This window comes from Sulfuriflexus mobilis (assembly GCF_003967195.1).
Classification (GTDB): Bacteria; Pseudomonadota; Gammaproteobacteria; order AKS1; family AKS1; genus Sulfuriflexus; species Sulfuriflexus mobilis.
Window position 1 is genome coordinate 1,059,891 of the sequence record NZ_AP018725.1, and the last position, 23,481, is coordinate 1,083,371.

The window sequence follows — 23,481 nt, forward strand, 5'->3', positions numbered from 1 at the left end:
TCAGGGCACGGGGACTTTTTCGAGCAGGGTCTTGATGATGGTGTCACGGTCTACGTCTGCAGCGCGTGCTGCATAACCGGGGATAAGTCGGTGACGCAACACATCGGGGGCTATATCAATAATGTCATCGGGGATGACATGGTCACGTCCCCGCAGGTAGGCCATGGCACTGGAGGCACGCAATAGTGCAATCGAGGCGCGTGGTGAGGCACCGGCGACGAGATAGTCCTGCCAGTCGGATTGCCAGTCTTCGAGTTTGCGCGTCGCCGCGACCAAACTAACGATGTAACGTTCCAGCATGGTATCGACGTGAATCTCGGCGACCTCGCGTCTCGCCTTGAGTACCGTATCCGGGTGCAGTGGCGAGTTCAGTGCCGACTTGTCTACACCGTAATGTCGGGCGCGGTCACGTTGCAGGATCAGGAGTTCTTCATCGGCCGTAGGGTAATCGAGATTGACCTGTAACAGGAAGCGATCCAGTTGTGCCTCGGGCAGAGGGTAGGTGCCACTTTGCTCGAGCGGGTTTTGTGTGGCCATGACAATAAACAGGTCCGGCAAGGGGCGGGTGACGCCACCGACCGTGACCTGGTGTTCCTGCATGGCCTCGAGCAGTGCCGACTGCACCTTGGGTGGGGCGCGGTTGATCTCATCGGCGAGCACGATCTCATGAAATACGGGGCCGGCGACGAAGCGGAAGGCACTCTCATTCGGGTCAAAGATATCGGTGCCGGTCAGGTCGCCGGGCATCAGGTCGGGGGTGAACTGGATACGCTGAAAGCTGGCGTGGACACCACTGGCGAGTGTATTTACCGCCGTGGTCTTGGCCAGGCCAGGCGGACCTTCCAGCAGGATGTGGCCACCGGTTAACAGGCCAACCATGAGACGATCGAGCAGGGCAGACTGGCCAACGATCACCTGCTCAAGGTGTTGGCGCAGGCTCAGGAATTCGCTTTGAGTACTCATGGGGTTACCTGTTTATTATTATGTTTAGTGACGGTCGATCTCGACGAGTATACGAAAGCCGAGGTCGGCGGGGTTATTGCTACAGTCTTCGCCGGTAAAGATAGCATAGTGCCGCGAGGTTCAACTACCACCCTTGCCCCTACGGATCTTGCCGTGCTCGGTGCCTGTATCGTACACGACCCAATAATAAGCAGGGTTAATGTGGGTATAAAAATTAAAAAGCCCGGCTAAGAGACTGTCATCCTGAGTTAATTATATAAAGTGTGGGAATAGGCAGGATGATGTTCGCTGTTCATATTTTCGCAGTAGGGGTACTGAAAGGGTCAGATTACCGCATGACAAGGCATTTTCTAATGCATGATGGGGATTCCGAAATACAGCAAATTACCTACAAAAATCACCCGAAAGTTTGATGTTACTTATATAAGAGCGAAGGTAGAATGGTAACAAATGGGCTGGGGGCTTGTTATCCGCTCTTGTACCTCTCTATATCACCATGACCACCGTATTAAACAACAATAGAATGGAGGGAACCATGATCAAATCACCACGCAAAAAAATCACCGGCCAGGGTATGACCGAATACATCATCGTTGTTAGCCTCATCGCACTCGCCGCGATCACGGTGTACTCGTTGTCCGGCAAGAATGCGCGTAACCAGGGTGGTGGTGTGGCGCAGGAACTGGTGGGAACCATCAATACCGGTTCGAGCGCCGCCAAGACCTCAGCGGATGCGGCGGTTACAATAGGAAACACAGATACGGGTCTGCAAGGCTATGTGGGTGATCAGAAGAAATAAGCTTGCTGCAAAACATCATTAGCTAATGACATAGTTTGAATAAGTTGGGCTGCTTTGCAGCCAACCCATTGTCGCTGGTAGAATGAGCACCGATTTTGCTTTTTCGGACCCCGAAAATATGACCGTTCGTACCCGTTTTGCCCCCAGCCCCACCGGCTATCTGCACGTAGGTGGTGCCCGCACCGCGCTGTTCTCCTGGTTGTATGCGCGTAAGCACGGCGGCCAGTTCGTGCTGCGTATTGAGGATACCGACCTGGAACGCTCGACCGCCGAGTCGGTTAACGCCATCCTTGAGGGCATGACCTGGCTGGGGCTGGAGTACGACGAGGGGCCGTTCTACCAGACCCACCGTTTTGAGCGCTACAAGGAGGTCATTCAACAGCTGCTTGACTCCGGTCACGCCTACCGTTGTTATTGCAGCAAGGAACGCCTTGATACCTTGCGCGAGGGGCAGATGGCCGCCAAGGTCAAACCGCGTTATGACGGCCACTGCCTCGAGCATGCACCGCAAGACCCGGCGGCACCACATGTGATCCGCTTCAGGAACCCGAAGGAGGGCAGTGTCTTCATCAAGGACCTGGTCCGCGGCAATGTCGAGATCAGTAATAGCGAATTGGATGACCTCATTATCGCTCGCACCGATGGCAGCCCGACGTATAACCTGACTGTGGTGGTCGATGACATGGACATGCAGATCACACACGTCATTCGTGGTGATGACCACCTGAATAACACCCCGCGGCAAATCAATATCCTCAAGGCACTGGGTGCGGAAACGCCGATTTATGCCCACGTGCCGATGATCCTCGGTGACGATGGCGCACGCCTGTCCAAACGTCATGGCGCGGTCAGTGTCATGCAATACCATGATGAAGGCATCCTGCCCGAGGCGCTCTTGAATCACCTGGTTCGACTCGGCTGGTCACACGGTGATGAAGAAATCTTTAGTATCGATAAAATGATCGAATTGTTTGATATTGAAGACGTCAACAAGTCGGCCTCGGCCTTTAATACCGACAAACTAGAGTGGCTGAATCAGCACTATATAAAGAGTGATGACCCGGCCCGTATCGCCCACCTGTTAAGTCCGTTTATGGGCAAGTTAGGCATAGACCCGACCGAGGGACCGAGCCTGAGTGAAGTGGTGCAGGCGCAACAGGAGCGTGCCACCACGCTGATAGAAATGGCTGAGACAAGTGCCTTTTTCTATAAAGACTTTGACGACTATGATGAAAAGTCAGCGAACAAGAATCTCAAGGCCGGTGCCCGTGAGCCGTTGCTCAAGCTTCGCGAACAGTTTGAAGCCCTGAGTGACTGGCAAGCCGAGCACATACATCATATTGTGCAAGAGGTATCGGCTGAACTGGAATTGAATATGGGTAAGGTAGCCATGCCGTTGCGTGTGGCAGTGGTTGGTCGAGCGTCGTCGCCGAGTATTGATATTACCCTGCAGTTGGTCGGTAAAGAGGCCACCTTGCGACGTATCGACAAGGCCATCGCTTATATTGACGCGCGCGTGGCAGCAGCAGAATAAAGAGACGAATATGAGCACAGAAGAAAAAAAGCCGAGTAACTTTATTCGTCACATCATCGACGCCGACAGGGCAGCGAACAAAAACGACGGTCGCGTGGCAACACGCTTTCCACCAGAGCCAAACGGTTATCTGCACATTGGCCATGCCAAGTCGATCTGCCTGAATTTTGGTATCGCTGAAGATTATCACGGCACCTGCAACCTGCGTTTTGATGATACCAACCCGCATAAAGAGAATGTCGAGTTTGTTGAGTCTATCCAGCACGACGTGCGCTGGCTCGGTTACGAATGGGGCGATCGCCGTTACTTCGCTTCGGATTATTTTGAACAACTGCATGACTACGCCGTGGAACTGATTAAGGCCGGCAAGGCCTATATCTGTGATCTCGATGCCGAACAGGTACGTGAGTACCGTGGCAGCCTCACCGAACCGGGCAAAGACAGCCCTGGGCGTTCGCGCAGTGTTGAAGAAAACCTCGACCTGTTTACGCGCATGCGTGCCGGGGAGTTTGCGGACGGTGCCTATGTATTACGTGCCAGGATCGATATGGCCTCGCCGAATATGAATATGCGCGACCCGACCTTATACCGTATTCGTCACGGTGTGGTGCACCATCAAACTGGTGAGGCCTGGTGTATCTATCCGATGTATGACTTCACACACCCGATCTCTGATGCGATTGAAGGCATTACCCATTCTTTGTGCACACTCGAGTTTGAAGACCACCGGCCCCTGTATGACTGGCTGTTGGATAATATCTCCATTGCCTGTCACCCACAGCAGATAGAATTTTCACGTCTCAATCTGCAATACACGGTGATGAGCAAGCGCAAGCTGACCACACTGGTTGAAGAAGGCCTGGTTGAGGGTTGGGATGACCCACGTATGCCGACCATTGCCGGCCTGCGTCGTCGTGGCTTTACGCCGCTGTCGATCCGTACCTTCTGTGACCGAATCGGCATTACCAAGTCGGACAATACCGTCGAGATGGGTGTATTGGAAAGTTGTATCCGTGATGACCTGAACAGCACGGCCGCCCGGCGCATGGCCGTCCTGCACCCGCTGAAGCTTGTCATCGAGAATTACCCGGAGGGGCAGGTTGAAGAAATTGAGGCTGCCAACCATCCGCAGGATGATTCCTTCGGCACAAGAATGATCCCGTTCAGCCGTGAGGTCTATATCGACCGTGATGACTTTATGGAAGTCGCACCGAACAAGAAGTTCAAGCGCCTGGTCGCCGGTGGTGAGGTCCGTCTGCGGAACAGTTATGTGATCCGCTGCGACGAGGTCATCAAGGATGCCAATGGTGAAGTTATTGAGCTGCGCTGCAGCCATGACGCCGCCACCCTCGGTGCCAATCCGGAGGGACGCAAGGTCAAGGGTGTCATCCACTGGGTCTCTGCTGCACATGCCGTAGAGGCCGAGGTGCGTCTCTATGACCGCCTGTTTACCCACCCCAGCCCGGATGCCGACAAGGCGGGCGATTTTCGTGAACACCTCAATCCGGACTCGTTACGCACCCTGACGGGTTGCCGGCTGGAAAGGGCACTCGGCGAGGCCGGGGTTGGTGAGCGCTTCCAGTTTGAGCGTGAAGGCTATTTCTGCAAGGACGGGACGCAAACGGCCGATGCCAGGCCGGTTTTCAACCGTACCGTGACGCTGCGTGATACCTGGGGAAAAATTGGCCAGGAAGCATAACTGTTTGGAGCTTAAAAAAAGCGCAGCAAAGTGGTTTAAGCCCCTGTTTTAGTTAATTTAACGGATATTGCCGGTCGGCCGTTGACACGGCTACGATACTCTATTAAAGTGCGCGCTCTGTTTTCGGGGCTATAGCTCAGCTGGGAGAGCGCTTGCATGGCATGCAAGAGGTCGGCGGTTCGATCCCGCCTAGCTCCACCAGACAGATACTGCAAGACGACGGTTTTACCTGTCCCCTTCGTCTAGAGGCCTAGGACACCGGGTTTTCATCCCGGCAACAGGGGTTCGAAACCCCTAGGGGACGCCATATATTAAAGCCCGCTTCTAGCGGGCTTTTTTATTTCGGCCCTGGGGGTTTCGAACCCTATATATATTAGCGGTCCGACTAATTCGCAGAGCGAATTGTGCCGCTCCTGTTCATCCATAAACGCACGGCATTTGTACATCCTGTGCATCATAGCGGAGCATTGCGACGCCGGCCCGAAGGGTGAGCGGCAGTAAGCCGCGAATAACCCCCTAGGGGATGGCGTATATTAAAGCCCGCTTCTTAGCGGGCTTTTTTATTATTGGGCATTGAGAACCATGATTACGAAAAAAGCCTGTATTATTCAGTGTTTACTTCCATAATATGCTTATCGGGCTGCCGCTCTTCCAAAATACCATTAATATTTTTTATGTTTACAAAGACTTATGTGACATACCAATACGTATTATTTGGGGATATATAATTGAAAAGCAGTAAAGTTCGTCAGGTAAATGCCGATAAAACTAATACGAATGGGAAATTATCGAATTATGCGAAGAGCCGATAGTCTATGAAATTAACAAAACTTCATCTAACAGGAAAATTATTGCTGCTGGCAGTGGTGACGTTGTTATCAATGGTCATTATGTATGCTATGCACCGCTACGCGGTATCACATCTGTTGGCAGTGGCTGCTGGCTCGGGTTCGGCCACACTTGCTGAACTCCAGACGGCGGCGGGGGATACCCGCTTGTTTATGCTGGTGATTAGCGTGGTGTTAACCATCCTTCTTTGCGGTCTGGTTTTTCTTATCTATCGTGGCCTCAAACCGATTGGTGAACTTGCGGCGGTAATGAAGCAGGTCTGTGAACAACGTGATCTTTCCTTACGCGCCGAAGTCAAAGGTGATGATGAAGTGGCAACGATGGCGGCGGTCTTTAACCGCATGACGGGTGAGTTCCATGATATTTTGCAACAAGTGCGTTCTTCCTCTGAACAGCTGGCCAGCGCAGTACAGGAACTTTCCAGCGTAACGGGGGAGACCAGTCAGGCAATGACTTCACAGCAATCGGAGAGTGAGCAAGTGGCCACGGCCATGAATGAAATGGCCGCTACGGTACAGGAGGTGGCACGAAATGCCGATGAGGCTGCCAGCACTGCTGCGGAGGCAAATGTTGCCGCCAAACATAGTGCCGAAATCACCGTTAATGCAATGTGTGGTATGGACAATCTGGTCAGCGAGGTTGAACGTGCTGCGGGCGTGATTGGCCAACTGGAAACCGAGAGCGATAAGATTGGTATGGTTCTCGATGTGATCAAGGGTATTGCCGAACAAACCAATTTATTGGCGCTGAATGCGGCAATCGAGGCCGCCCGTGCGGGTGAGCAGGGTCGGGGTTTTGCAGTGGTGGCCGATGAAGTGCGGGCATTGGCGGGTAAGACACAGCAATCTACTGAAGAAATTCAAAGCATGATCGAGCGTTTGCAGTCAGGTGCCCGTGATGCGGTGAAGGTGATGAGTGCGGCGCGTAAACTGGGCGAAGAAGGTTCTTCACAGTCAGAGGCTGCCGCTGAATCGTTGGCTGAGATCGCCGGGGCCATCGGTGTTATCAATAATATGAATGCACAGATTGCCGATGCCTCCAAACAGCAAACCGCGGTGGCCGAAGAGATTAACCAGAATATTAATAATATCTCGCAGGTAGCAGATGAAACGGCCAACGGGGCCATGCGTACAACGGAGACCAGTGAACGCCTGAACCGCTTGGCAATGGAGTTACAAACTATGCTGGACGGCCTGGGGTCTATTGAGGGTTGTGAGCACTAAAAGATAAAAACGGGCCGTATGAATACTGGAGCCGTGGACTGAAATTCGGGTTCACTGGCGTTCCAGGTATTTAGTAAGCATGGTTTCATCAGCGTAGTCCATCACGGCCACTTCTCCGGAAAAGTTTAAGGGTAATGACACAAAGGGCCAATAAATATTGGCAGTCACTTTGCGCATGCTCGGCGGCCAAGAACTTAAATAAAGCGCCCAGCTCCCAACAGGCGTGATCGCCAGTAAGGATTATTCAGGCGCGTTCGCCTGACCGCCTTGCCCGAGGAAGGGGCATGGATAAAACGGCCCTTGCCGGTATAGATGCCGACATGGCTGGGTTTTTCATCGTCAATGCGGAAGAACAGCAGGTCGCCGGGGCGAATGGCGTGCAGGGGCACGGCACGGCTGCGCCGGAATTGCGCCGTGGTGGTGCGGGGCACGGACAGGCCACTGCGGGCATGGACGTATTGCACCAGGCCACTGCAATCAAAGCCCCTCGTGGGGGAGTTTCCGCCATATCGGTAGGGGGCGCCGAGCTGTTCACGACTCAGGCGTATCAAATCCTGTGCGGCAGACCCCGGATAGTGGCGGTCAGCCGGTTCACGCTCTGGTAGCGGGGCCTGGCCGGCGCAGGCTGTCAGCAGCAGGCAAAGACACAGGCAGAGGAGATTTTTGGGTATCCATGGGGTCATAGCGGGCCTCTGTTCGAGTATAGGTGCTGAACCTGTGGTGGCAAGCCTGGGGCTGCGTCGTGGCACACAAAAATTACCGGGGCAGGGATGCTATAATGCGGGCCTCCTATATATAAAGAGTACGAACTGTCCGTGCCCCGGCAAAAATCCAAATCCCGTCAAAAACGTAAACCAGCAAAACATAAGGGTTTCTTACGAATGAGGGGGCTGCTATGGCGGGCATTCGGCCTGTTGCTGCTGGGGGGACTGGGTTACACCCTGTATCTCGATTTCACCATCCGTCAGCAATTCGAGGGTAAGCGCTGGGAATTACCGGCGCGTGTCTATGCCCGGCCGCTGGAATTGTATAGTGGTCAGTCGCTGAGCAGTAAGGAGCTGGTACGTGAATTAAAGGCGGTGGGTTATCAACCCCGCAGCCGCCCTGAGCACCCGGGTAGTTACCGGCAGACAGACAATACACTCAGCCTGATCACGCGCAGTTTTGATTTCTGGGACGGTAGCGAACCCTCCCGCCGGTTGAGCCTGCGTTTTGAGGGACAGCAACTGGTTAGTCTGCACGAACAAGACAGTGGCGCGGTACTGGATATCGTGCGCCTGGAGCCAGTGTTAATGGGCGGTATTTACCCCCGCCACAACGAAGACCGCCTGTTGGTGCAGCTGGATGAGGTGCCATCGTTATTGATAAAGTCATTGTTGTCTGTCGAGGACCGTGATTTTTACCAGCACCACGGTATCGCCCCACGCGCGATCGCCCGCGCCATGTGGGCCAACCTGCGTGCCGGGCATACCGTGCAGGGCGGCAGTACCCTTACCCAGCAACTGGTGAAAAACTTTTTCCTCAGTCAGGAGCGTAGTCTCAGTCGAAAGCTTAATGAGGCCCTCATGTCCCTGTTAGTGGAGTGGCACTACGACAAGGATGAAATACTCGAGGCCTACCTGAACGAGGTCTATCTCGGCCAGAGTGGTCAGCGCGGCATTCATGGTTTTGGACTGGCGAGTCGTTATTATTTTGGTCGCCATATCAGCGAACTCGATCTGCCGCAAATGGCCTTGTTAGTCGCCATCGTCAAGGGGCCTTCCTATTACGACCCGCGCCGCCACCCGCAGCGAGCCCGCGAACGGCGTAACCTGGTATTGTCGCTGATGCAGGAGCAGGGTTTTATCGATAACACGGCCTATAACAAGGCCGTACGCAGCAAGCTGGTGGTGATCCCCAAACCACGTACCACGACCAATGATTACCCGGCCTACCTGGAGCTGGTCAAGCGACAGTTACGTAGAGACTACCGTGATGAAGACCTGCGTTCAGAGGGGCTGCAAATCTTTACCAGTTTTGACCCGAACGTTCAGTGGCAGGCGGAGCGCGCCCTGACGCGCCGCATCCAGGCACTGGAAGAGCAACGTCGCTTGCCGAAAAGTGCCCTGCAAGGGGCCGCCATCATAACCGCGATCGATAACGGTGAGGTGCTGGCCGTCGTCGGCGACCGTGCGCCACGGGCCAGCGGTTTTAACCGCGCACTTGATGCGGTACGGCCGATAGGCTCATTAATGAAGCCGGCGGTGTACCTGAGTGCGCTTGAACAACATGACAAGTTTACCCTCGCCAGCCTGCTGGATGACTCGTATCTGCTGATGACGGAGCAAAACGGCGAGCAGTGGCAACCGGCCAACTACGATAAGCTCTATCACGGCAAGGTATTGTTACAGGATGCGCTGGTGCATTCTTATAATGTGTCTACGGTGCGATTAGGCCAGGTGGTGGGTCTGGACACCATTGCCGCCAATCTCAAGCGCCTGGGGATATTTCGTGAGGTGCACCGCTATCCGTCACTGCCTCTGGGTACGGTGGCCCTGAGCCCGGTAGAGGTTGCACAGATGTATCAGGTGTTTGCCGCGGGTGGTTTTTATTCGCCGCTGCGGAGTATTCGTGAAGTCCTCGATGCAAAGGGTAAGCCTTTGCAGCGTTACCCACTGACCGTCAAGCAGGCCTTCAAGCCTGCCGATGTCTACCTGCTGAACCATGGTCTGCGTGCCGTGGTCGAAGAGGGCACGGCGGCCGGGTTGATGTCACGCCTGCCGGCCGGGCTGGTCGTGGCCGGCAAGACCGGTACCACGGATGATTTACGCGATAGCTGGTTTGCCGGGTTTAGCGGCGCGCACATGGCCGTGGTCTGGATGGGCATGGATGATAACAAGAGTGCCGGACTGACCGGGGCCAGTGGGGCGATGCTGGCCTGGGCGGATATGATGAAGGGCATCAGGACCCAGGCGTTGTGGCAGGTGGCACCGGAAAGTATCGAGACCCTGTGGATAGACCGGGCCAGCGGCCTGCTGGGTAACGAAGGCTGTGAGCAGACCGTGCGTATTCCTTTTATTAAGGGTACCGCGCCGACGAGTTATGCGGATTGTGCCGGTGGCGGATTCGCCGATACCCTGCGTGGGGTGTTTGGAATTTTTGGAAAATAGTGACTATGTACGAGAATAAATTATTGAAGTTCATCGTGACCCTGTTTGTGCCACTGTGGTTGTCGGCCTGTGGCAGCCTCGACACGCCGCTTGAGGCCCCTGTCGATGTGCCGGTGGAAGAACGTGACCATGGTGCCGTGAGCAGTTATCGCATTGTGCCGCCGCCCGCCGAACCGGGTGAATCGGCCCGGCCGGACAAGGCCCCGCATTCGGCACTGGCGCGTCTGCATGACGACGCCCGCCAACAGTTGCACAGTGGGCAGTACCCGACGGCCGTCTCGACCCTGGAGCGGGCCCTGCGTATCGCACCACGTGATGCGGGATTATGGCAAAGCCTGGCCGAAGTCCGCCTGCAGCAACGCCGTTTTGAGATGGCGAGGAACCTGGCCGCCAAATCGAATAGCCTGGCTACCGGCGACAAACGTCTGCAGGCCCAGAACTGGCGCATCATTGCCCAGAGTCACCAGGCGCAGGGCAACCAGGCGGCGGCGCAACGCGCCTGGCTACGGGTCACGGAACTGAGCCGCTAAAGGCAGACTTTTCAAGTTGTTAGTGTAATAATCTCACGCAGCAGGTAGAAACGCGGTAAAATTGCCGTATTGGTTCCATATATAAGGAAAGGGATAACCACCTTGTCCATTTTCGCGGTCGACAAACTGATTAGCCAGGCGCGCATCCTGGCGGCCGATTATCGCCGCACCATGGGCAAGCCGCTTGCCGGGATCAGTAATGAGATCGCCGAGTTTGATGCCGTGAACCTGTTGGGTCTCGAGCTCTGCAAGCCACGCGTCAGCGGCTATGATGCCATGGGCACGGGTGAACGTGAGGGCAAGCGTGTGCAGATCAAGGCGCGCGTGATCGCCGATGACAAGCGTTCCGGTCACCGCGTCGGCCAGCTCAAAATGGACCAGGACTGGGATATTGTGGTGCTGGTTATCATGGACGAGAACTACGAAGCCACCGAGATACACGAAGTCGATCGCGAGGCCATCAACGAGGCCATGCAGGACAGCAAGCCGGGCAAGCGTGGTGCCATGTCAGTGGCCAAGTTTATCGCCATCGGCCGCCTGGCCTGGACGCGCGAGAATGGTAATGAAACTGATGCACCCTGGGACAACCAGTCCGCCGATCAATCCCCAAGCCCATCCAAAGGCAAGGCCGAAGGCTAAACGCCTAAATTATTACATCGCATGTTAAGCCCAGCCGAACAACTCGGCGCCGATGGCGCACTCGCCCGCCACATCGAAAACTTTGCCCCGCGTGAAGAACAGCAGCAGATGGCCGCTGCCGTTGATGCGGCCATTATGCAGGGCGGCCGTCTGATCACCGAGGCCGGCACCGGCACCGGCAAGACCTTTGCCTACCTGGTGCCGGCACTCATGTCGGGCAAGAAGGTCATTATTTCCACCGGCACCAAGACCCTGCAGGACCAGCTCTTTCATCGTGATATCCCCACCGTGCGCGCTGCCTTGCAGATGCCGGTCGATGTCGCCTTGTTAAAGGGCCGCGCCAACTACCTGTGTCTGTACCGGTTGGAGATCGCCGCGGACAAGACACGTCGCAGACGTGACCTGGCACGACAATGGCAACAGGTCCGTGACTGGCAGGTACAAACTCATAGCGGTGATATCGCCGAGTGCAGCGTGCTGCCCGAGGATGCCGGCATCTGGTCGCACGTTACCGCCAATGCCGAGAACTGCCTGGGCCAGGAATGTCCTGCGTTTAATGACTGTTATATGATCAAGGCACGCCGACGCGCCCAACAGGCCGACGTGCTGGTGGTCAACCACCATCTGTTACTCGCCGACATGGCCCTGCGTGGTGACGGCTTTGGCGAGATCCTGCCCGGTGCGCACGCCTTTATCATTGATGAGGCGCATCAGCTCCCCGAGGCGGCGACACAGTTCTTTGGTCTGCGTCTGAGCAGCCGACAACTCAACGAACTGGCCAGCGACACCATCAGCGAACAACTGAAAGAGGCCGGTGAGGCCAAGGCGATTGCCGCCGCGGCCGAGGCCATGCAAAAGGCCGTTGCCGACCTGCGGCTGGCCTTTGGCGAGGCCCCACAACGTAGTCCCTGGCAGGCCATGCAAGGCCGCGAGGCAATCAGTCAGGCCGTCGCTGAACTGGCGACGACGCTCGGCACACTGGAAGACGTGCTCGAGCCGCATGCCGAGCGGGGCCGTGGTATCGAGAAGTGCCTGCGTCGCACCCAGGCCTTTATTGAATTGTTGCCACAAGTCACCGGCGAGGCCGACGACACCTTCATCCAGTGGTTTGAGACCTTCCGCCGTGGCTTCAGCCTGCACCTGACACCGATGGACGTGGCCGATACCTTCCGCGGTCACATGCAAGAGAGCCACGCCGCCTGGGTGTTCAGTTCCGCGACCCTGGCCGTGGCTAACAGCTTTGATCACTTTGCCCGGCGCATGGGACTGGAAGGGGCCGAGACCAAATGCTGGGACAGCCCGTTTGACTTTCCCAACCAGGCCGAGGTCTATGTGCCGGAGGGCCTGCCTGAGCCGAATAGCCGTGGTTATACCGCCGCGGTGGTCGAGGCCGCCTTACCCGTGCTCAGGGCGAGCCAGGGGCGGGCCTTTATGCTGTTTACCAGTCACCGCGCCCTGCGCGAGGCGGTCGACCTGCTGCAGGCCCGGCTTCAACAAGCCGGGCTGGATTACCCCTTACTCGTACAGGGCACGGTTTCGCGCAGTGACCTGTTGCGCCAGTTTCGCGAACACGGTCATGCCATCCTGCTCGGCACCGGCAGCTTCTGGGAGGGCATCGACGTGCGTGGCGAGGCCCTGACCTGCGTGATCATCGACAAGCTACCGTTTGCCAGTCCGGATGACCCGGTCTTGCAGGCACGTATCACGGCCATGCGTGCCGCCGGGGGTAACCCCTTTATGGATTACCAGTTACCCACCGCGGTGATCGCCCTGAAGCAGGGCGCCGGGCGTTTGATCCGCGATGTTGATGACTATGGTGTGCTCATGCTCTGTGACCCGAGGCTTATCAGCAAACCCTATGGCAAGTTGTTTATCAGGAGCCTGCCAGCGATGAAACGCACACGAAAACTTGCCGAGGTCGAGGCCTTTTATGCACACTATGCCTCAAAGCAGGCCGAGACCGAGAGCTAAGCACCGCCTATGAAGATCCTCGCCATAGATACCGCCACCGAGGCCTGTTCTGCCGCCTTGTATCTTGATGGTGTCTGTACACAGCGCTATGCGCTCGCCCCGCGACAACATGCCGAGTTGATCCTGGGCATGTGTGCAGAGCTATTGGCCGAGGCGGGCGTGGGGCTTAAGGCACTCGATAGCCTCGCCTTTGGCCGTGGCCCGGGGGCCTTTACCGGCCTGCGCATTGCCGCCGGTGTCATCCAGGGCATGGCCTGGGCCAATGCACTGCCCGTGGTCCCCGTTTCCTCGCTCGCCGCGCTTTCTTACGGTGCATGGCGAGAGCATGGCCATGAAAAGCTCATGGCCGCGATCGATGCACGCATCCACGAGGTGTACTGGGGCTGTTATGAATGCAATGAGTCCGGAGTGATGCTAGTGGGTGAGGAGCAGGTTTGTGCCGCAGCGAATACCCTATTGCCTGCAGGGCAAGGCTGGGTAGGTATCGGCAGCGGCTGGGCCGCTTACGAGGCCGAACTCAGTCGGCATAGCGGCGCGCATTGCATCGACTATCGGGGTGATGTCTTCCCGCAGGCGCAGGATATTGCGCGACTGGCGGCAAGCGCCTTTAGCCGTGGTGAGGCCGTAAGTGCCGAACAGGCCCTGCCGGTGTATATACGTGATAACGTCGCGAAGAAGAAAAAAGATCAGAGATAGGGTAGTAGTGAGAGTTGTGAAGTACCGCATCAGCGGTGGAGTGTGAAACACTCCGATGCTGATGCGGGATGTCCTCCACGAACAAGACCAAGAATAGACGAATCTTTATACAGTGCAAGTTTTTTTATAAAAAAATTTAATCCAGGAAATGTCAAAAGGGATGGTGAAGACAATGAAGAAACTTTTTCTCATAGTAATTTTTTCGTTATGGGGCCTGATGGGTGCAAGCCAGGTCTGTCTGGCCGGGTCAGGCAGTGTCTTTACCGCCGAGGTAAAGGCCGATTTCGAAACGACCTATACAAAAGTCTATAAGGCGCTAGAGCAAAACAGGTTTTTCGTCGTCTTTGAGCCCGATATTGGTGCAAATCTCTCTGGTTTTGCCGAACGCTGGGGCAAGGACTACAACCAGAACAAACTCGAACGCATCAAGAGCATGGTGTTCTGTAACGGCTGGTATGCGAACCAGGTCTCAAATGCCGACCCGGACATGCTCGCCCTCTGCCCGCTAAGCCTCACCATGACGCATAAGGACGGGGTGACCAGGGTCTTGTTCATAAGGCCGGACAGGGTGGCACGGGGAACGAAGGCGGAGAAGATCGCAGGGGAACTGACGCGGGGGGTTATTGAGGCGATTAACGAAGGGTTGAAGTGAATTGATGAGGGCGCATCAATCTGCATCATTTATCCCGTTTATCTACACTTTCTTGAGTTTTCCTGAAAAATATCCGGGAAAGAATAGGATTGCCCAGAGCAGTGCGAGGCTCCAGCAAATCACGAACGATAGGAGGTCATGACTGAGGAAGTGTGCGCCGCGGATCTCCTGGTCGAGGGCAAAAATGCCCCCCAGTGCTATCGGCACTAGCAGCCCGTAATATTTATAGCTTTTGTTTTGCATTAACAGGATGAAATACAGGCTTAAATAGGCGAACCCGCCACTGGAGTGGCCACCGGGGAAGCCGTGTCCTACCGGGGCGTTGCGGACCACGCTGTCAAAGAGCCGAACATGCGGTTTGTCTCCGCCGAATATGCTCAGGTCCCATGGCACATAGATATGTGTCGTGTCTTTGAGGAAACCCACGAGGAGGGGGCCGCTCACCGCAGCAATAAATATATACACCAGATATTTCAGGTATGGTCTTAACCGTTCGACAAATAGGGCGGCCACTATCGCTGCAAGATTGAGGAGTGCAAATCCCACCACGAGGTACTTCGCCCAGGTATGCAGGACCACGCGGGTGAAAAATAATGACTTGTAGGGCCAGCTATGTGTCTCAGTGTTGTAAAAGAAATGCTCCAGCCACAGGTCGAATCCCGAATATTGTGCAGCGATCGCGATCAGGAGCACGAAAACGGGAACGAGCAGATACAGGATTAATTCTTTCTGTTTCATTGAAACGGGTATTCGCTACTAAATGCAGATATGGCCGGCTATGGTGTCACTCTGGAGGGGGATCATAGCAGGCGCCACCGGCTGTAACCTTAAGTAAACCTGAAGGAAATAGTCGGGTAATGGGTGAGGGATGCGCGGCACAGGGCCGCATAAGAAAATGCTAATAAGGCAGTAATTCTTTATGGCGCCAGTATAGAAAGTGCTTGATCTTAAGTTGATGCAGCCACATCCTTAACGGGCATTGGGGAGGGAAGGGCTCATGTCTTTCTTTGCGGCAGGGTTGATCATTTGAATTCATAGGCTCGGGCACCGCCATGACACGCATCATATTCTATAGTGCACTCATTCAGGCAATAGAGAAGCTCTATTGCAGGCTTACGCTGAGAAGATTACATCGGCGGATGAATAGCTATCACAAGCAGAGCAGTTATAGCATGAAATCCTATGCAACCGATATCAAGTCGCCATTGCTGGAGTGTGTTAATGGGATCCGTGACAATCCCGCTGGCGACACTGAATCGCCCCATATCCTGGATTATTCAATTTTGAAAAACATGACGGCTAAGCCGCACATAGCCGAAGAACATATGAACGTCGAAGTACATATGATTAATAAAGAGAATGTCGGAGAATTATCCAGGTATTTCAAGGAAAAAAGTAACGTGGCCAGGTTTCCATCTGGTATTGAAGAAAAGCTGCAGCACAGTACCTGGGAAAATATTCATGCGGCGATCAGGTATGCCAAGCAGGGTGACGAGCGCAAGGCGAGAATACATGTCGATATTGCCAGCAGTGCCTGCAAGGAACTGGCGCACTTTATGAATGAGGCGGTTTACACAGCATTCATAATAGATATTGAGAAGCATCTGGATGCGGTAAAATAAAAAAGATTTGCAAAGAATCGATCGCAAGCCAATCCTGCGCCTGCCAGGATTAAGGCAAATCAATATAAAAACCCAAATGCAATAGACAAAAATCCGTCTAAAGCACCGTCATGTCCGAGGATAAATATGACAAAGGCAATGACTAAAGGCACTCACCACATAGGCCTTACCGTATCGAAGCTTGAAGAAAGCGCAGCATTTTTCACCTCACTTCTTGGCTGGAAGGAAGTGAAAAGAAATAATGAATACCCAGCTATATTTGTAAGTGACGGTAGTATCATGGTTACGCTCTGGAAAAACCAAGAACAACCTCCTGCAGCGTTTGATAAGAATAGCAATATTGGCTTGCACCATGTTGCGTTTGCGGTTGAGAGCGAATCTGATCTAAGCAGAGTTTATGACAAGCTGGTGAAGAATGATGTGAAAATAGAGTTTTCTCCCGAATTGATAGGGGAAGGGCCGGCAAAACATATGATCTGCTATGAACCAAGTGGGATTAGGGTGGAATTTACATGGCCTGGTTGTTGATGGGGGAATTGAAAACGGTCATTCTAAGACACTAAAACAGCATGCCGGATAAAGAAATATTATTGGTTTATGATAAAGAGTGCCCTGTATGCAATAATTATTGCCAGCGGCTGCGGATACGTGAGGCCGCAGGTGAATTAAAACTGGTTGATGCCCGGGAGCCGGGTGAAATCATGGATGAAATAACGGCGTATGGATTGGATATTGATCAGGGCATGGTTCTGAAAATGGGCGACGCCCTCTATTACGGTGCAGATGCCATCCACATGTTGTCTCTTATAGGCAGCCCTTCCGGGTTATTTAACCGGCTGAATTATTGGCTGTTTCGTTCCAAGGCCGTATCTAAGACACTTTATCCCGTGCTTAGATTGTTTAGAAATGTATTATTAAAGTTGCTCGGCCGGACAAAGATCAACAATCTGCAAGTGGACGGGGATGATAAATTTTAGTAATACAACGGCTTGCATGTCATTGCGGCCTGGCCACGATTAAGCGCATTATTCTCGGCTATGTTGCACATGCTTAAACTGTTGCTACCTGCCTTATTGCCTTCCTGGCGCTTCTTTGATGTTATCGCGCCCTCACCACGTGTCCAGTTCACGCTGCTGGGTGCGGAAGATGAAACGCCGCGTGAATGGCATGAATTTCGCCCGCGCCCGGCACAGCTATCATTCCTGCACATGCTGGGGCGCATGTTCTGGAATCCGCAATGGAATGAATCACTGTTTATGGTCAGTTGTGCTGAACGCCTCATGGAATACCCAATGCGGCACAGTGAAGATGAAATATTAAACCGTATTATACAAGAGGTCATGGCCAGGGGCGCGCATGACGAGGTGAAGGCGGCAACACATCTGCAATTTCGCCTGTTACGGGTGCGGCGACAAGGCTCACAGTTGCAAGAAGAGGTTGCTTTCCATTCACGTATCCAGCCATTACCGGTACGGGAGGCAGCGTGAGTCTCGATATGGCCATCCGCCTGACGGAAATATTGATGGGCTTTGCCTTTGCCCAGCAGAGTATCGAGCACCTCATGGCACAGGCTGGCGAACGTCGCCTGTTTATCCCGCGTCTGCTGCTGGCCGTATTGCTCATTATCGGCTTCCAGACAGCCTGGGTGGCAGTTTTATTGCTACTGCTGGGTTTAGCGATTCTGCAACGTTTCCAGGGCCCCTATAATGGCGGTGCCGATCGCATGAGCTTGCTGATACTGTGTTGCCTATGCCTGGTGTACGTTGCCCCCACACCACTCTGGCAGGAGATGGCCTTTGGTTATCTCGCCTTACAACTGGTCTTGTCGTATTTTATTTCAGGGTGGGTAAAGGTGGTGAACCCGGAGTGGCGCAGTGGCCGTGCCTTGTGCGATGTCTTCCAATTCTCGGCCTACCCTGTGAGTGAATCCATACGACAGTGGTCAACATCACCACGCTTGCTTTTTTCCATGTCCTGGGGCGTGATGCTGTTTGAATTACTCTTTCCCCTTTCGCTGCTCTCAACAACCAGTCTGGGCATCGCACTAATCCTTGCCAGTGGCTTCCATTTTGCAAACGCCTGCCTGTTTGGCCTGAATCGTTTTTTCTGGATATGGATCGCCGCCTATCCATCAATACTCTGGTTTCAACAACGCATTTTTCAATAAGCTGGAGGCCGGGCAACTAGCATCCTGGAAATCCTGCCTAAGGGCACTTTTGTTTTTCTTGCAGGTTGTATGCAGCAATAAGCAATCATAGAATATCAATCATAGTAACGGGTTAGAGGCTTATTTTCTCCATGTCTGAGTTGTCTCTATTTATTATGACGGTGGGTTAACATCACGACTTACGCTGCATCGTATTACTTATTAATCAACAGTATTGCAATGATGGCTGTCAGGATAAATGAGACGCCTTTCCAGAAAAGCACTGGATTACGTTCCATTAATGGTGGGCGTGTCCTGTTTAGGAATTCTTTATTCGGATGGCGCAGGTCAAACAGGAACTCGGATAGTTCTTCGTAACGTTTGTAGGGATCCGGATGCACGGCCTTTCTCAGTGTCTCGTCGAACCAAGCGGGGATCTCGCGTTCGTCATCGAGTACCGAGTTATAGGCTAATTTTCTTTGTGCGGCCTTTGTTCGCGCTCTTGCTGCGTGAGCGCCATAGGGCAGCCTGCCGGATAACATTTGATAGGCAATCACCGCGAGTGAAAACATATCTGAGCGCGGTGTGCCGGGCTCGCCGAGAAAATATTCCGGGGCGGTATATTGGGCCGTGCCGAGAATGTTGTTTTGTTCGATGGGGCTGGTGATTTCCATCAGGCCGGCGACCCGGGTTGAACCAAAGTCGATGATCTTCACCGTGCCGGTGCTGTCGATCATGATGTTTTCCGGCCTCAGGTCCTGATGCAGCATTTCCATGCGGTGAAAGGCGAACAGGCCTCGGGCAATTTGTTCAATGATTCCACGCGCGGTTTCAACATCGGGTTTCGGATGGTCTATCATCCACTGCGTTAATGTCTGGCCATCAATAAATTCGGTGACGATGTAGAAATAGTTACGTTGTCGGGTCTGTGCACAGGGTTTTAGTACATGCGCACTGTTTATGCGCCGGGCGATCCATTCTTCCATTAAAAAACGTTCGAGATAGGCCGGGTCATCCCGAAGGTCAATGGAGGGGGTTTTTATGATGACCTGGCTGTCTGTTTCCGTATCAACCGCCAGGTAAATATGACTGCGACTGCTGGCATGTACCTCGCGGATAATCTGGTAGCCATCAAAGCTTGATCTTGCTTCTAATATCGGTGGAAAGGGTAGTTCGGTTAATTGCTGAAAAATCTCATTGGCATCCTGCTTGGGCAAATCATCGACTCTAATAATTTGTGTAGTGAGGTTGTCCGTGCTGCCTTTCTCGTAGGCCCCGGCCACGATAACCTTCGCCGCCGCATCCAGATCAGCTTCATTCTCATTGATGGCCTTGATGATGAAGGTCGAATCGGCATATTCATACACCCCATCAGTGACCAGCAAGAATATATCGCCCTTGTCTATCGGCAGTGCCTGATAATCAATCTCAAGTTGCTGATTAATGCCCAGGGCCCGGCTGAGGTAGCTTTTATCCGACGAAATCCAGTGTCGATGGTCTTCGGTTAACGGCTCTAAGATATCACCGCGTAGTCGGTAGACCCGTGAATCACCGATATGAAGAATATGCGCGGTTGTCGATTTGATAACGATGGCGCTCAAGGTACAGACATAGCCCCTGTCTTTATCGTAACGATGCAGGCTCTGCTGGGTTTGTGAATGCAGCCAGGAGTTGGTGGCCATCAGTACACACTGTGCAGACTTCCTGACCGACCAGGTTTCTGAGGTGCTAAAATAATCTTCTAAAAAACCTTTTACAGCGGCTTCGCTGGCAATTTGACTGACATCACTACTACTGATCCCGTCAGCCAGGGCAATGGCAATGCCTTTTGAGGTCAAAAGGGGGTCTTTGGGTATATAAACACCATGAAAATCCTGATTGATTTCCTTGCGACCCTTGTCAGAGTGTTGTCCTACGGATATTTTTAATCGACTGGACATATATTTTATGCCTAAAGCGCCTCAGCCAGCATGACTGGCTGAGGCCCGGTTGGTTTCATACCGTAGTATAAGGCGAAGCGGAGTGTTTTACTTTAATTTGCGAAAAAAATATCTCAGTAACTCTTGTAAGGAAGAAACTTGCCGCTCATCGTGATATTAACGCGGTCGCCATTGGGATCAGCTTCACGCTTAAGATCCATATTGAAATCGATGGCGCTCATAATACCGTCACCGAACTCTTCGTGGATCAGCTCTTTAAAGGTGGTGCCATAGACGTTGACCAGTTCGTAAAAACGGTAAATCAGCGGGTCGGTCGGAATGGCGGTAGGCAGCGAGCCTTTATAAGGAACGACCTGTAGTTGTTCAATCGCTTCGGCGGGTAATTCCAGCATGCCCCCGATGGTCGCCGCCTGTTCGGCGTTAAGTGTCATCTGCCCGAGCAGGGCGGCAGTTGTCCATTCCTTGCTCAGCCCAATGGATTCCGCCAGTTGCGGCCAGGTGAGTTGTTTACGTAATTTTTGCGTGATAACCAGTTCGGTAACTTCGTTGCGAGTCATGGTGAGCTCCTTTATAAATTAATACGAATTGTTAAAAAACCTCAGCCACCAATTAAGTGACTGAAGTTTATTGTTTTAATATTGATTAATTTTATACAGAACGGTTTGGACTTGTTTTTACGTGAGTGTAATACAGCGGAAGTCCTACAAAAAGTAAACCACCCGCCAGGTTGCCCAAAACAGTCGGGATTTCATTCCAGATGAAATAGTCAGAGATCGTAAATCCACCACCCATAATCATAGAGAATGGGAATAAAAACATATTAACAATTGAGTGCTCAAAGCCCATAAAGAAGAACAGCATCACCGGCATCCACATCGCCATTATCTTGCCACTTGCAGAGCTTGAGATCATGGCACCGACAACACCCATAGAAACCATCCAGTTACATAACATGCCGCGGATGAAAATCGTAATCCACCCTTCGAGGCCATGTGATTTATAACCCAGAGTTCTGGATTCACCAATGCTGCCTACTTTTGCGGCAAGCGCTCCGCCATCAGTGTTGTATCCATACGTCAGGATAAACGACATCATGAAGGCGACGGTCAGTGCGCCGGCAAAATTGCCGAGAAAGACGAGTCCCCAGTTTCGAAATACCTGGCTAACGGTGACGCCCGGTCTTTTATCAAAGAGGGCGAGCGGTACCAAGGTAAATACTCCGGTAAGCAGGTCAAATTTCATTAAATACAGCATAATGAACCCAACCGGGAAAAGGATCGCACCCGTTAGAGGCGAGCCGGTTTTAACCGCAACGGTGATAGCAAATACAGCGGCAAGTCCTAACGTCGCACCGGCCATAAAAGCACGAATCAACGTGTCCTTTGTCGACATATAAACTTTGGATTCTCCCGCGTCCACCATCTTGGTGACAAACTCTGTAGGTTCTAAGTAAGACATATTACTTCCTCTCTAATATCAAGATTAATGCGCGTGCATCATTTACGAGCTATTTTTATACGTATTCGTATACTGGTGAGGAGATTGCAATAGTGATGCCACATTAGGTGGCAGTATCTAACTTATTGTTATAATAATGATTTATATTAGTTGTGATGTTTTTTTCAAACTGGAGGCGGGGGTTTGGCACCATGTTAGTGCGGTGTGTTATCAAATTGGTGCAGGGCATATTAAGTAAAAGGTCTGCATAAGAAAATGCTAATGCTGGACTCGAGCTTCCGTAGTAATCATAAGGAAAGTGCTTGATTTTGGGTTGCGGCGGCGACACTCTTGAGCGTAAAGGGCAGAGGGGCGTGTCATTACATGAAGTACATCGTTTTCCAGATGAGCTTGGTTCTTTTCTCTGCGCCAATTCATGCCGAAACATTCCAGTGCCCGGATCAAACCATTCCTAAAGATGGCATGTGCCAGGATATTTGGGGTGCAGAAAATAACCCCCGCATTACTGGTAATGCAGATAAAATCAGCACTGCCAAACGCTATACAGATTATGCAAGCCCGCTGGGCAAAAACCTGCTTAAAAATTCAATGTTTTCTAATAAGCTGGTTGATTGGAAGGTACCTGTTGGAGCTAGCTGGGAGCCTAACCAGGGGGTTCTGCTTGGCGGTGCATTGGTTATTCAGGCCGAGATCCCCCCTGAGGATAAATATATCCACGAAACAACCGTAGAGCAGTGCGTGCTATTAGGGCCGGGTGATAAATTTCAATTAAAGGCACAATTTAAAGTAGAACAGGTTCTTACGGGTAAGCACGCTGAAAAAGCAGGCGTCGCCAATAGGGCAAATGTTATCTGGTATGAATCTACCGATTGCACCACGGGAGGTCAATATGGCTGGTTTATCGCGCCAAAAAATGAATACGGCTGGCAAAGTCTCATTGGACGTAGCTTGACGCCTGCATTCAAGGCCCGGGCGGCAAAGATAACCCTGGTTCAAAATGGACGTTATTCCCGAGGTTATAAAGGTTACTGGGATAATATTTCATTCGCGGCGAGTGAAATACTTGAACAATCTGATAACGAACCCAAGCAGCCGAACCCTGAATATACCCTGGCACTCAATGAAAACTATGTCAGGAATGGCGAGTTTGATAAAGACATGTCTTCCTGGCGTGGCTGGAAGGCAGGTTGGTCACTTGTCGGTAATACATCCCCTGGTTCGGCAAAAGTCAGCTTTGAAACAAAGGAGAGTGGCTTTGGAGCGGGTGCGCTCGATCAATGTGTGAATATTGGTCGCAACATGACGTTTGAGCTTGGCGCGAGTGTCAAAAAAGATGAATTGTCGACCCAGATGGGTGGGGGACGAATCAGGGTAAGCTGGAATGCAAAAGAAAATTGCACGGGCCGTTCAAAAACGGATGGTAAATCGGCGGATATAAATAAAGATGTGGATGGCTGGCAGCATTTGAAGGTGAAAGGCCTGGTTGCCCCCACAGACACCCATAGTGTGCATATTGAGCTAATCCAGTCGATTGCCGGGCCGGGAAGGTTTTCCGTGTATTGGGATGATGTGTATTTTAAAGCGGTTAGATAATAAATTAAAAATAGTTGC

General features: G+C 52.7%; 23 protein-coding genes and 2 tRNA genes. 18 read left to right on the forward strand and 7 right to left on the reverse strand.

What is annotated here, in order from left to right; translation table 11 throughout:
• Entirely contained in the window at positions 1-963 is a 963-nt protein-coding gene (locus EL386_RS05435; protein WP_126454195.1) for an AAA family ATPase, read from the reverse strand.
• Between the two features lie 535 nt (positions 964-1,498).
• On the opposite strand from EL386_RS05435, the gene EL386_RS05440 reads away from it, so the two are divergent.
• From EL386_RS05440 to EL386_RS05465, 6 genes are all read left to right on the forward strand, one after another.
• Entirely contained in the window at positions 1,499-1,762 is a 264-nt protein-coding gene (locus EL386_RS05440) for a hypothetical protein (RefSeq protein ID WP_126454196.1), read from the forward strand.
• 118 nt (positions 1,763-1,880) lie between these two features.
• Positions 1,881-3,296 (forward strand): glutamate--tRNA ligase, encoded by a 1,416-nt coding sequence (gene gltX, locus EL386_RS05445; RefSeq protein ID WP_126454198.1) that lies wholly within the window; start codon positions 1,881-1,883, stop codon positions 3,294-3,296.
• Positions 3,297-3,306: 10 nt separating this feature from the next.
• The gene (locus EL386_RS05450; RefSeq protein WP_126454200.1) at positions 3,307-4,995 is read left to right on the forward strand and encodes a glutamine--tRNA ligase/YqeY domain fusion protein; all 1,689 of its coding nucleotides are present in this window, start codon (positions 3,307-3,309) and stop codon (positions 4,993-4,995) included.
• 125 nt (positions 4,996-5,120) lie between these two features.
• Positions 5,121-5,196: transfer RNA gene (locus EL386_RS05455), tRNA-Ala, on the forward strand.
• A gap of 30 nt (positions 5,197-5,226) precedes the next feature.
• Positions 5,227-5,302 (forward strand) — tRNA-Glu (locus EL386_RS05460).
• A gap of 508 nt (positions 5,303-5,810) precedes the next feature.
• A complete protein-coding gene (locus tag EL386_RS05465; protein ID WP_126454202.1) occupies positions 5,811-7,067 on the forward strand; it encodes a methyl-accepting chemotaxis protein in 1,257 nt (418 codons plus the stop codon).
• Positions 7,068-7,118: 51 nt separating this feature from the next.
• Here the strand turns inward: EL386_RS05465 and EL386_RS15870 are convergent, their stop codons facing one another.
• Both EL386_RS15870 and EL386_RS05470 read right to left on the reverse strand, forming a co-directional pair.
• On the reverse strand, positions 7,119-7,244 hold the full coding sequence (locus tag EL386_RS15870) for a hypothetical protein (protein WP_269471117.1): 126 nt from the start codon (positions 7,242-7,244) through the stop codon (positions 7,119-7,121).
• A gap of 17 nt (positions 7,245-7,261) precedes the next feature.
• Complete coding sequence (locus EL386_RS05470; RefSeq protein WP_126454204.1) at positions 7,262-7,750, reverse strand: C40 family peptidase; 489 nt, start codon at positions 7,748-7,750, stop codon at positions 7,262-7,264.
• A 198-nt stretch (positions 7,751-7,948) separates the two neighbouring features.
• On the opposite strand from EL386_RS05470, the gene mrcB reads away from it, so the two are divergent.
• From mrcB to EL386_RS05500, 6 genes are all read left to right on the forward strand, one after another.
• Entirely contained in the window at positions 7,949-10,216 is a 2,268-nt protein-coding gene (gene mrcB / locus EL386_RS05475) for a penicillin-binding protein 1B (RefSeq protein ID WP_126454206.1), read from the forward strand.
• Between the two features lie 5 nt (positions 10,217-10,221).
• Complete coding sequence (locus tag EL386_RS05480; RefSeq protein WP_126454208.1) at positions 10,222-10,746, forward strand: tetratricopeptide repeat protein; 525 nt, start codon at positions 10,222-10,224, stop codon at positions 10,744-10,746.
• Positions 10,747-10,848: 102 nt separating this feature from the next.
• Positions 10,849-11,385: a hypothetical protein gene (locus EL386_RS05485; protein WP_126454210.1), complete on the forward strand. Its 537-nt coding sequence runs from the start codon at positions 10,849-10,851 to the stop codon at positions 11,383-11,385.
• 21 nt (positions 11,386-11,406) lie between these two features.
• The gene (locus EL386_RS05490) at positions 11,407-13,356 is read left to right on the forward strand and encodes a DNA repair helicase YoaA (protein ID WP_126454212.1); all 1,950 of its coding nucleotides are present in this window, start codon (positions 11,407-11,409) and stop codon (positions 13,354-13,356) included.
• A gap of 9 nt (positions 13,357-13,365) precedes the next feature.
• A complete protein-coding gene (gene tsaB / locus EL386_RS05495; protein WP_126454214.1) occupies positions 13,366-14,052 on the forward strand; it encodes a tRNA (adenosine(37)-N6)-threonylcarbamoyltransferase complex dimerization subunit type 1 TsaB in 687 nt (228 codons plus the stop codon).
• Between the two features lie 172 nt (positions 14,053-14,224).
• Positions 14,225-14,704, forward strand: coding sequence for a DUF302 domain-containing protein (locus EL386_RS05500; RefSeq protein WP_172597628.1), 480 nt, complete (start codon positions 14,225-14,227; stop codon positions 14,702-14,704).
• Between the two features lie 42 nt (positions 14,705-14,746).
• On the opposite strand, the gene EL386_RS05505 is transcribed toward EL386_RS05500, so the two are convergent.
• On the reverse strand, positions 14,747-15,442 hold the full coding sequence (locus EL386_RS05505; RefSeq protein ID WP_126454218.1) for a phosphatase PAP2 family protein: 696 nt from the start codon (positions 15,440-15,442) through the stop codon (positions 14,747-14,749).
• A 434-nt stretch (positions 15,443-15,876) separates the two neighbouring features.
• On the opposite strand from EL386_RS05505, the gene EL386_RS05510 reads away from it, so the two are divergent.
• The 5 genes from EL386_RS05510 to EL386_RS05530 all read left to right on the forward strand — a co-directional run bounded on the left by EL386_RS05510 (position 15,877) and on the right by EL386_RS05530 (position 18,493).
• On the forward strand, positions 15,877-16,326 hold the full coding sequence (locus EL386_RS05510) for a hypothetical protein (RefSeq protein ID WP_126454220.1): 450 nt from the start codon (positions 15,877-15,879) through the stop codon (positions 16,324-16,326).
• 126 nt (positions 16,327-16,452) lie between these two features.
• Positions 16,453-16,854, forward strand: coding sequence for a VOC family protein (locus tag EL386_RS05515; RefSeq protein ID WP_126454222.1), 402 nt, complete (start codon positions 16,453-16,455; stop codon positions 16,852-16,854).
• A gap of 41 nt (positions 16,855-16,895) precedes the next feature.
• Entirely contained in the window at positions 16,896-17,303 is a 408-nt protein-coding gene (locus tag EL386_RS05520) for a DCC1-like thiol-disulfide oxidoreductase family protein (RefSeq protein ID WP_126454224.1), read from the forward strand.
• Between the two features lie 69 nt (positions 17,304-17,372).
• Positions 17,373-17,813, forward strand: coding sequence for a hypothetical protein (locus EL386_RS05525; RefSeq protein WP_197722154.1), 441 nt, complete (start codon positions 17,373-17,375; stop codon positions 17,811-17,813).
• A complete protein-coding gene (locus tag EL386_RS05530; protein ID WP_126454228.1) occupies positions 17,810-18,493 on the forward strand; it encodes an HTTM domain-containing protein in 684 nt (227 codons plus the stop codon). Before EL386_RS05525 ends, EL386_RS05530 begins: the two co-directional genes overlap by 4 nt.
• A 194-nt stretch (positions 18,494-18,687) precedes the next feature.
• On the opposite strand, the gene EL386_RS05535 is transcribed toward EL386_RS05530, so the two are convergent.
• From EL386_RS05535 to EL386_RS05545, 3 genes are all read right to left on the reverse strand, one after another.
• Positions 18,688-20,412 (reverse strand): bifunctional protein-serine/threonine kinase/phosphatase, encoded by a 1,725-nt coding sequence (locus tag EL386_RS05535; RefSeq protein WP_126454229.1) that lies wholly within the window; start codon positions 20,410-20,412, stop codon positions 18,688-18,690.
• 113 nt (positions 20,413-20,525) lie between these two features.
• A complete protein-coding gene (gene cynS / locus EL386_RS05540) occupies positions 20,526-20,969 on the reverse strand; it encodes a cyanase (RefSeq protein ID WP_126454231.1) in 444 nt (147 codons plus the stop codon).
• 91 nt (positions 20,970-21,060) lie between these two features.
• Positions 21,061-21,870, reverse strand: coding sequence for a formate/nitrite transporter family protein (locus EL386_RS05545; protein WP_126454233.1), 810 nt, complete (start codon positions 21,868-21,870; stop codon positions 21,061-21,063).
• Positions 21,871-22,233: 363 nt separating this feature from the next.
• Here EL386_RS05545 and EL386_RS05550 point away from each other — a divergent pair, with 363 nt between their 5' ends.
• Positions 22,234-23,463 carry a hypothetical protein gene (locus EL386_RS05550; RefSeq protein ID WP_126454235.1) on the forward strand — a complete coding sequence of 410 codons (1,230 nt, stop codon included), beginning with the start codon at positions 22,234-22,236 and terminating at the stop codon, positions 23,461-23,463.
• Positions 23,464-23,481: the final 18 nt, after the last annotated feature.

What these genes read in the sequence shown, in the direction of transcription:
- EL386_RS05435 (WP_126454195.1), bottom strand. Translation starts at nt 963, where the DNA reads ATGAGTACTCAAAGCGAATTCCTGAGCCTGCGCCAACACCTTGAGCAG.
- EL386_RS05440 (WP_126454196.1), top strand. Translation starts at nt 1,499, where the DNA reads ATGATCAAATCACCACGCAAAAAAATCACCGGCCAGGGTATGACCGAA.
- gltX (WP_126454198.1), top strand. Translation starts at nt 1,881, where the DNA reads ATGACCGTTCGTACCCGTTTTGCCCCCAGCCCCACCGGCTATCTGCAC.
- EL386_RS05450 (WP_126454200.1), top strand. Translation starts at nt 3,307, where the DNA reads ATGAGCACAGAAGAAAAAAAGCCGAGTAACTTTATTCGTCACATCATC.
- EL386_RS05465 (WP_126454202.1), top strand. Translation starts at nt 5,811, where the DNA reads ATGAAATTAACAAAACTTCATCTAACAGGAAAATTATTGCTGCTGGCA.
- EL386_RS15870 (WP_269471117.1), bottom strand. Translation starts at nt 7,244, where the DNA reads ATGCGCAAAGTGACTGCCAATATTTATTGGCCCTTTGTGTCATTACCC.
- EL386_RS05470 (WP_126454204.1), bottom strand. Translation starts at nt 7,750, where the DNA reads ATGACCCCATGGATACCCAAAAATCTCCTCTGCCTGTGTCTTTGCCTG.
- mrcB (WP_126454206.1), top strand. Translation starts at nt 7,949, where the DNA reads ATGAGGGGGCTGCTATGGCGGGCATTCGGCCTGTTGCTGCTGGGGGGA.
- EL386_RS05480 (WP_126454208.1), top strand. Translation starts at nt 10,222, where the DNA reads ATGTACGAGAATAAATTATTGAAGTTCATCGTGACCCTGTTTGTGCCA.
- EL386_RS05490 (WP_126454212.1), top strand. Translation starts at nt 11,407, where the DNA reads ATGTTAAGCCCAGCCGAACAACTCGGCGCCGATGGCGCACTCGCCCGC.
- tsaB (WP_126454214.1), top strand. Translation starts at nt 13,366, where the DNA reads ATGAAGATCCTCGCCATAGATACCGCCACCGAGGCCTGTTCTGCCGCC.
- EL386_RS05500 (WP_172597628.1), top strand. Translation starts at nt 14,225, where the DNA reads ATGAAGAAACTTTTTCTCATAGTAATTTTTTCGTTATGGGGCCTGATG.
- EL386_RS05505 (WP_126454218.1), bottom strand. Translation starts at nt 15,442, where the DNA reads ATGAAACAGAAAGAATTAATCCTGTATCTGCTCGTTCCCGTTTTCGTG.
- EL386_RS05510 (WP_126454220.1), top strand. Translation starts at nt 15,877, where the DNA reads ATGAAATCCTATGCAACCGATATCAAGTCGCCATTGCTGGAGTGTGTT.
- EL386_RS05515 (WP_126454222.1), top strand. Translation starts at nt 16,453, where the DNA reads ATGACAAAGGCAATGACTAAAGGCACTCACCACATAGGCCTTACCGTA.
- EL386_RS05520 (WP_126454224.1), top strand. Translation starts at nt 16,896, where the DNA reads ATGCCGGATAAAGAAATATTATTGGTTTATGATAAAGAGTGCCCTGTA.
- EL386_RS05525 (WP_197722154.1), top strand. Translation starts at nt 17,373, where the DNA reads ATGCTTAAACTGTTGCTACCTGCCTTATTGCCTTCCTGGCGCTTCTTT.
- EL386_RS05535 (WP_126454229.1), bottom strand. Translation starts at nt 20,412, where the DNA reads ATGTCCAGTCGATTAAAAATATCCGTAGGACAACACTCTGACAAGGGT.
- cynS (WP_126454231.1), bottom strand. Translation starts at nt 20,969, where the DNA reads ATGACTCGCAACGAAGTTACCGAACTGGTTATCACGCAAAAATTACGT.
- EL386_RS05545 (WP_126454233.1), bottom strand. Translation starts at nt 21,870, where the DNA reads ATGTCTTACTTAGAACCTACAGAGTTTGTCACCAAGATGGTGGACGCG.
- EL386_RS05550 (WP_126454235.1), top strand. Translation starts at nt 22,234, where the DNA reads ATGAAGTACATCGTTTTCCAGATGAGCTTGGTTCTTTTCTCTGCGCCA.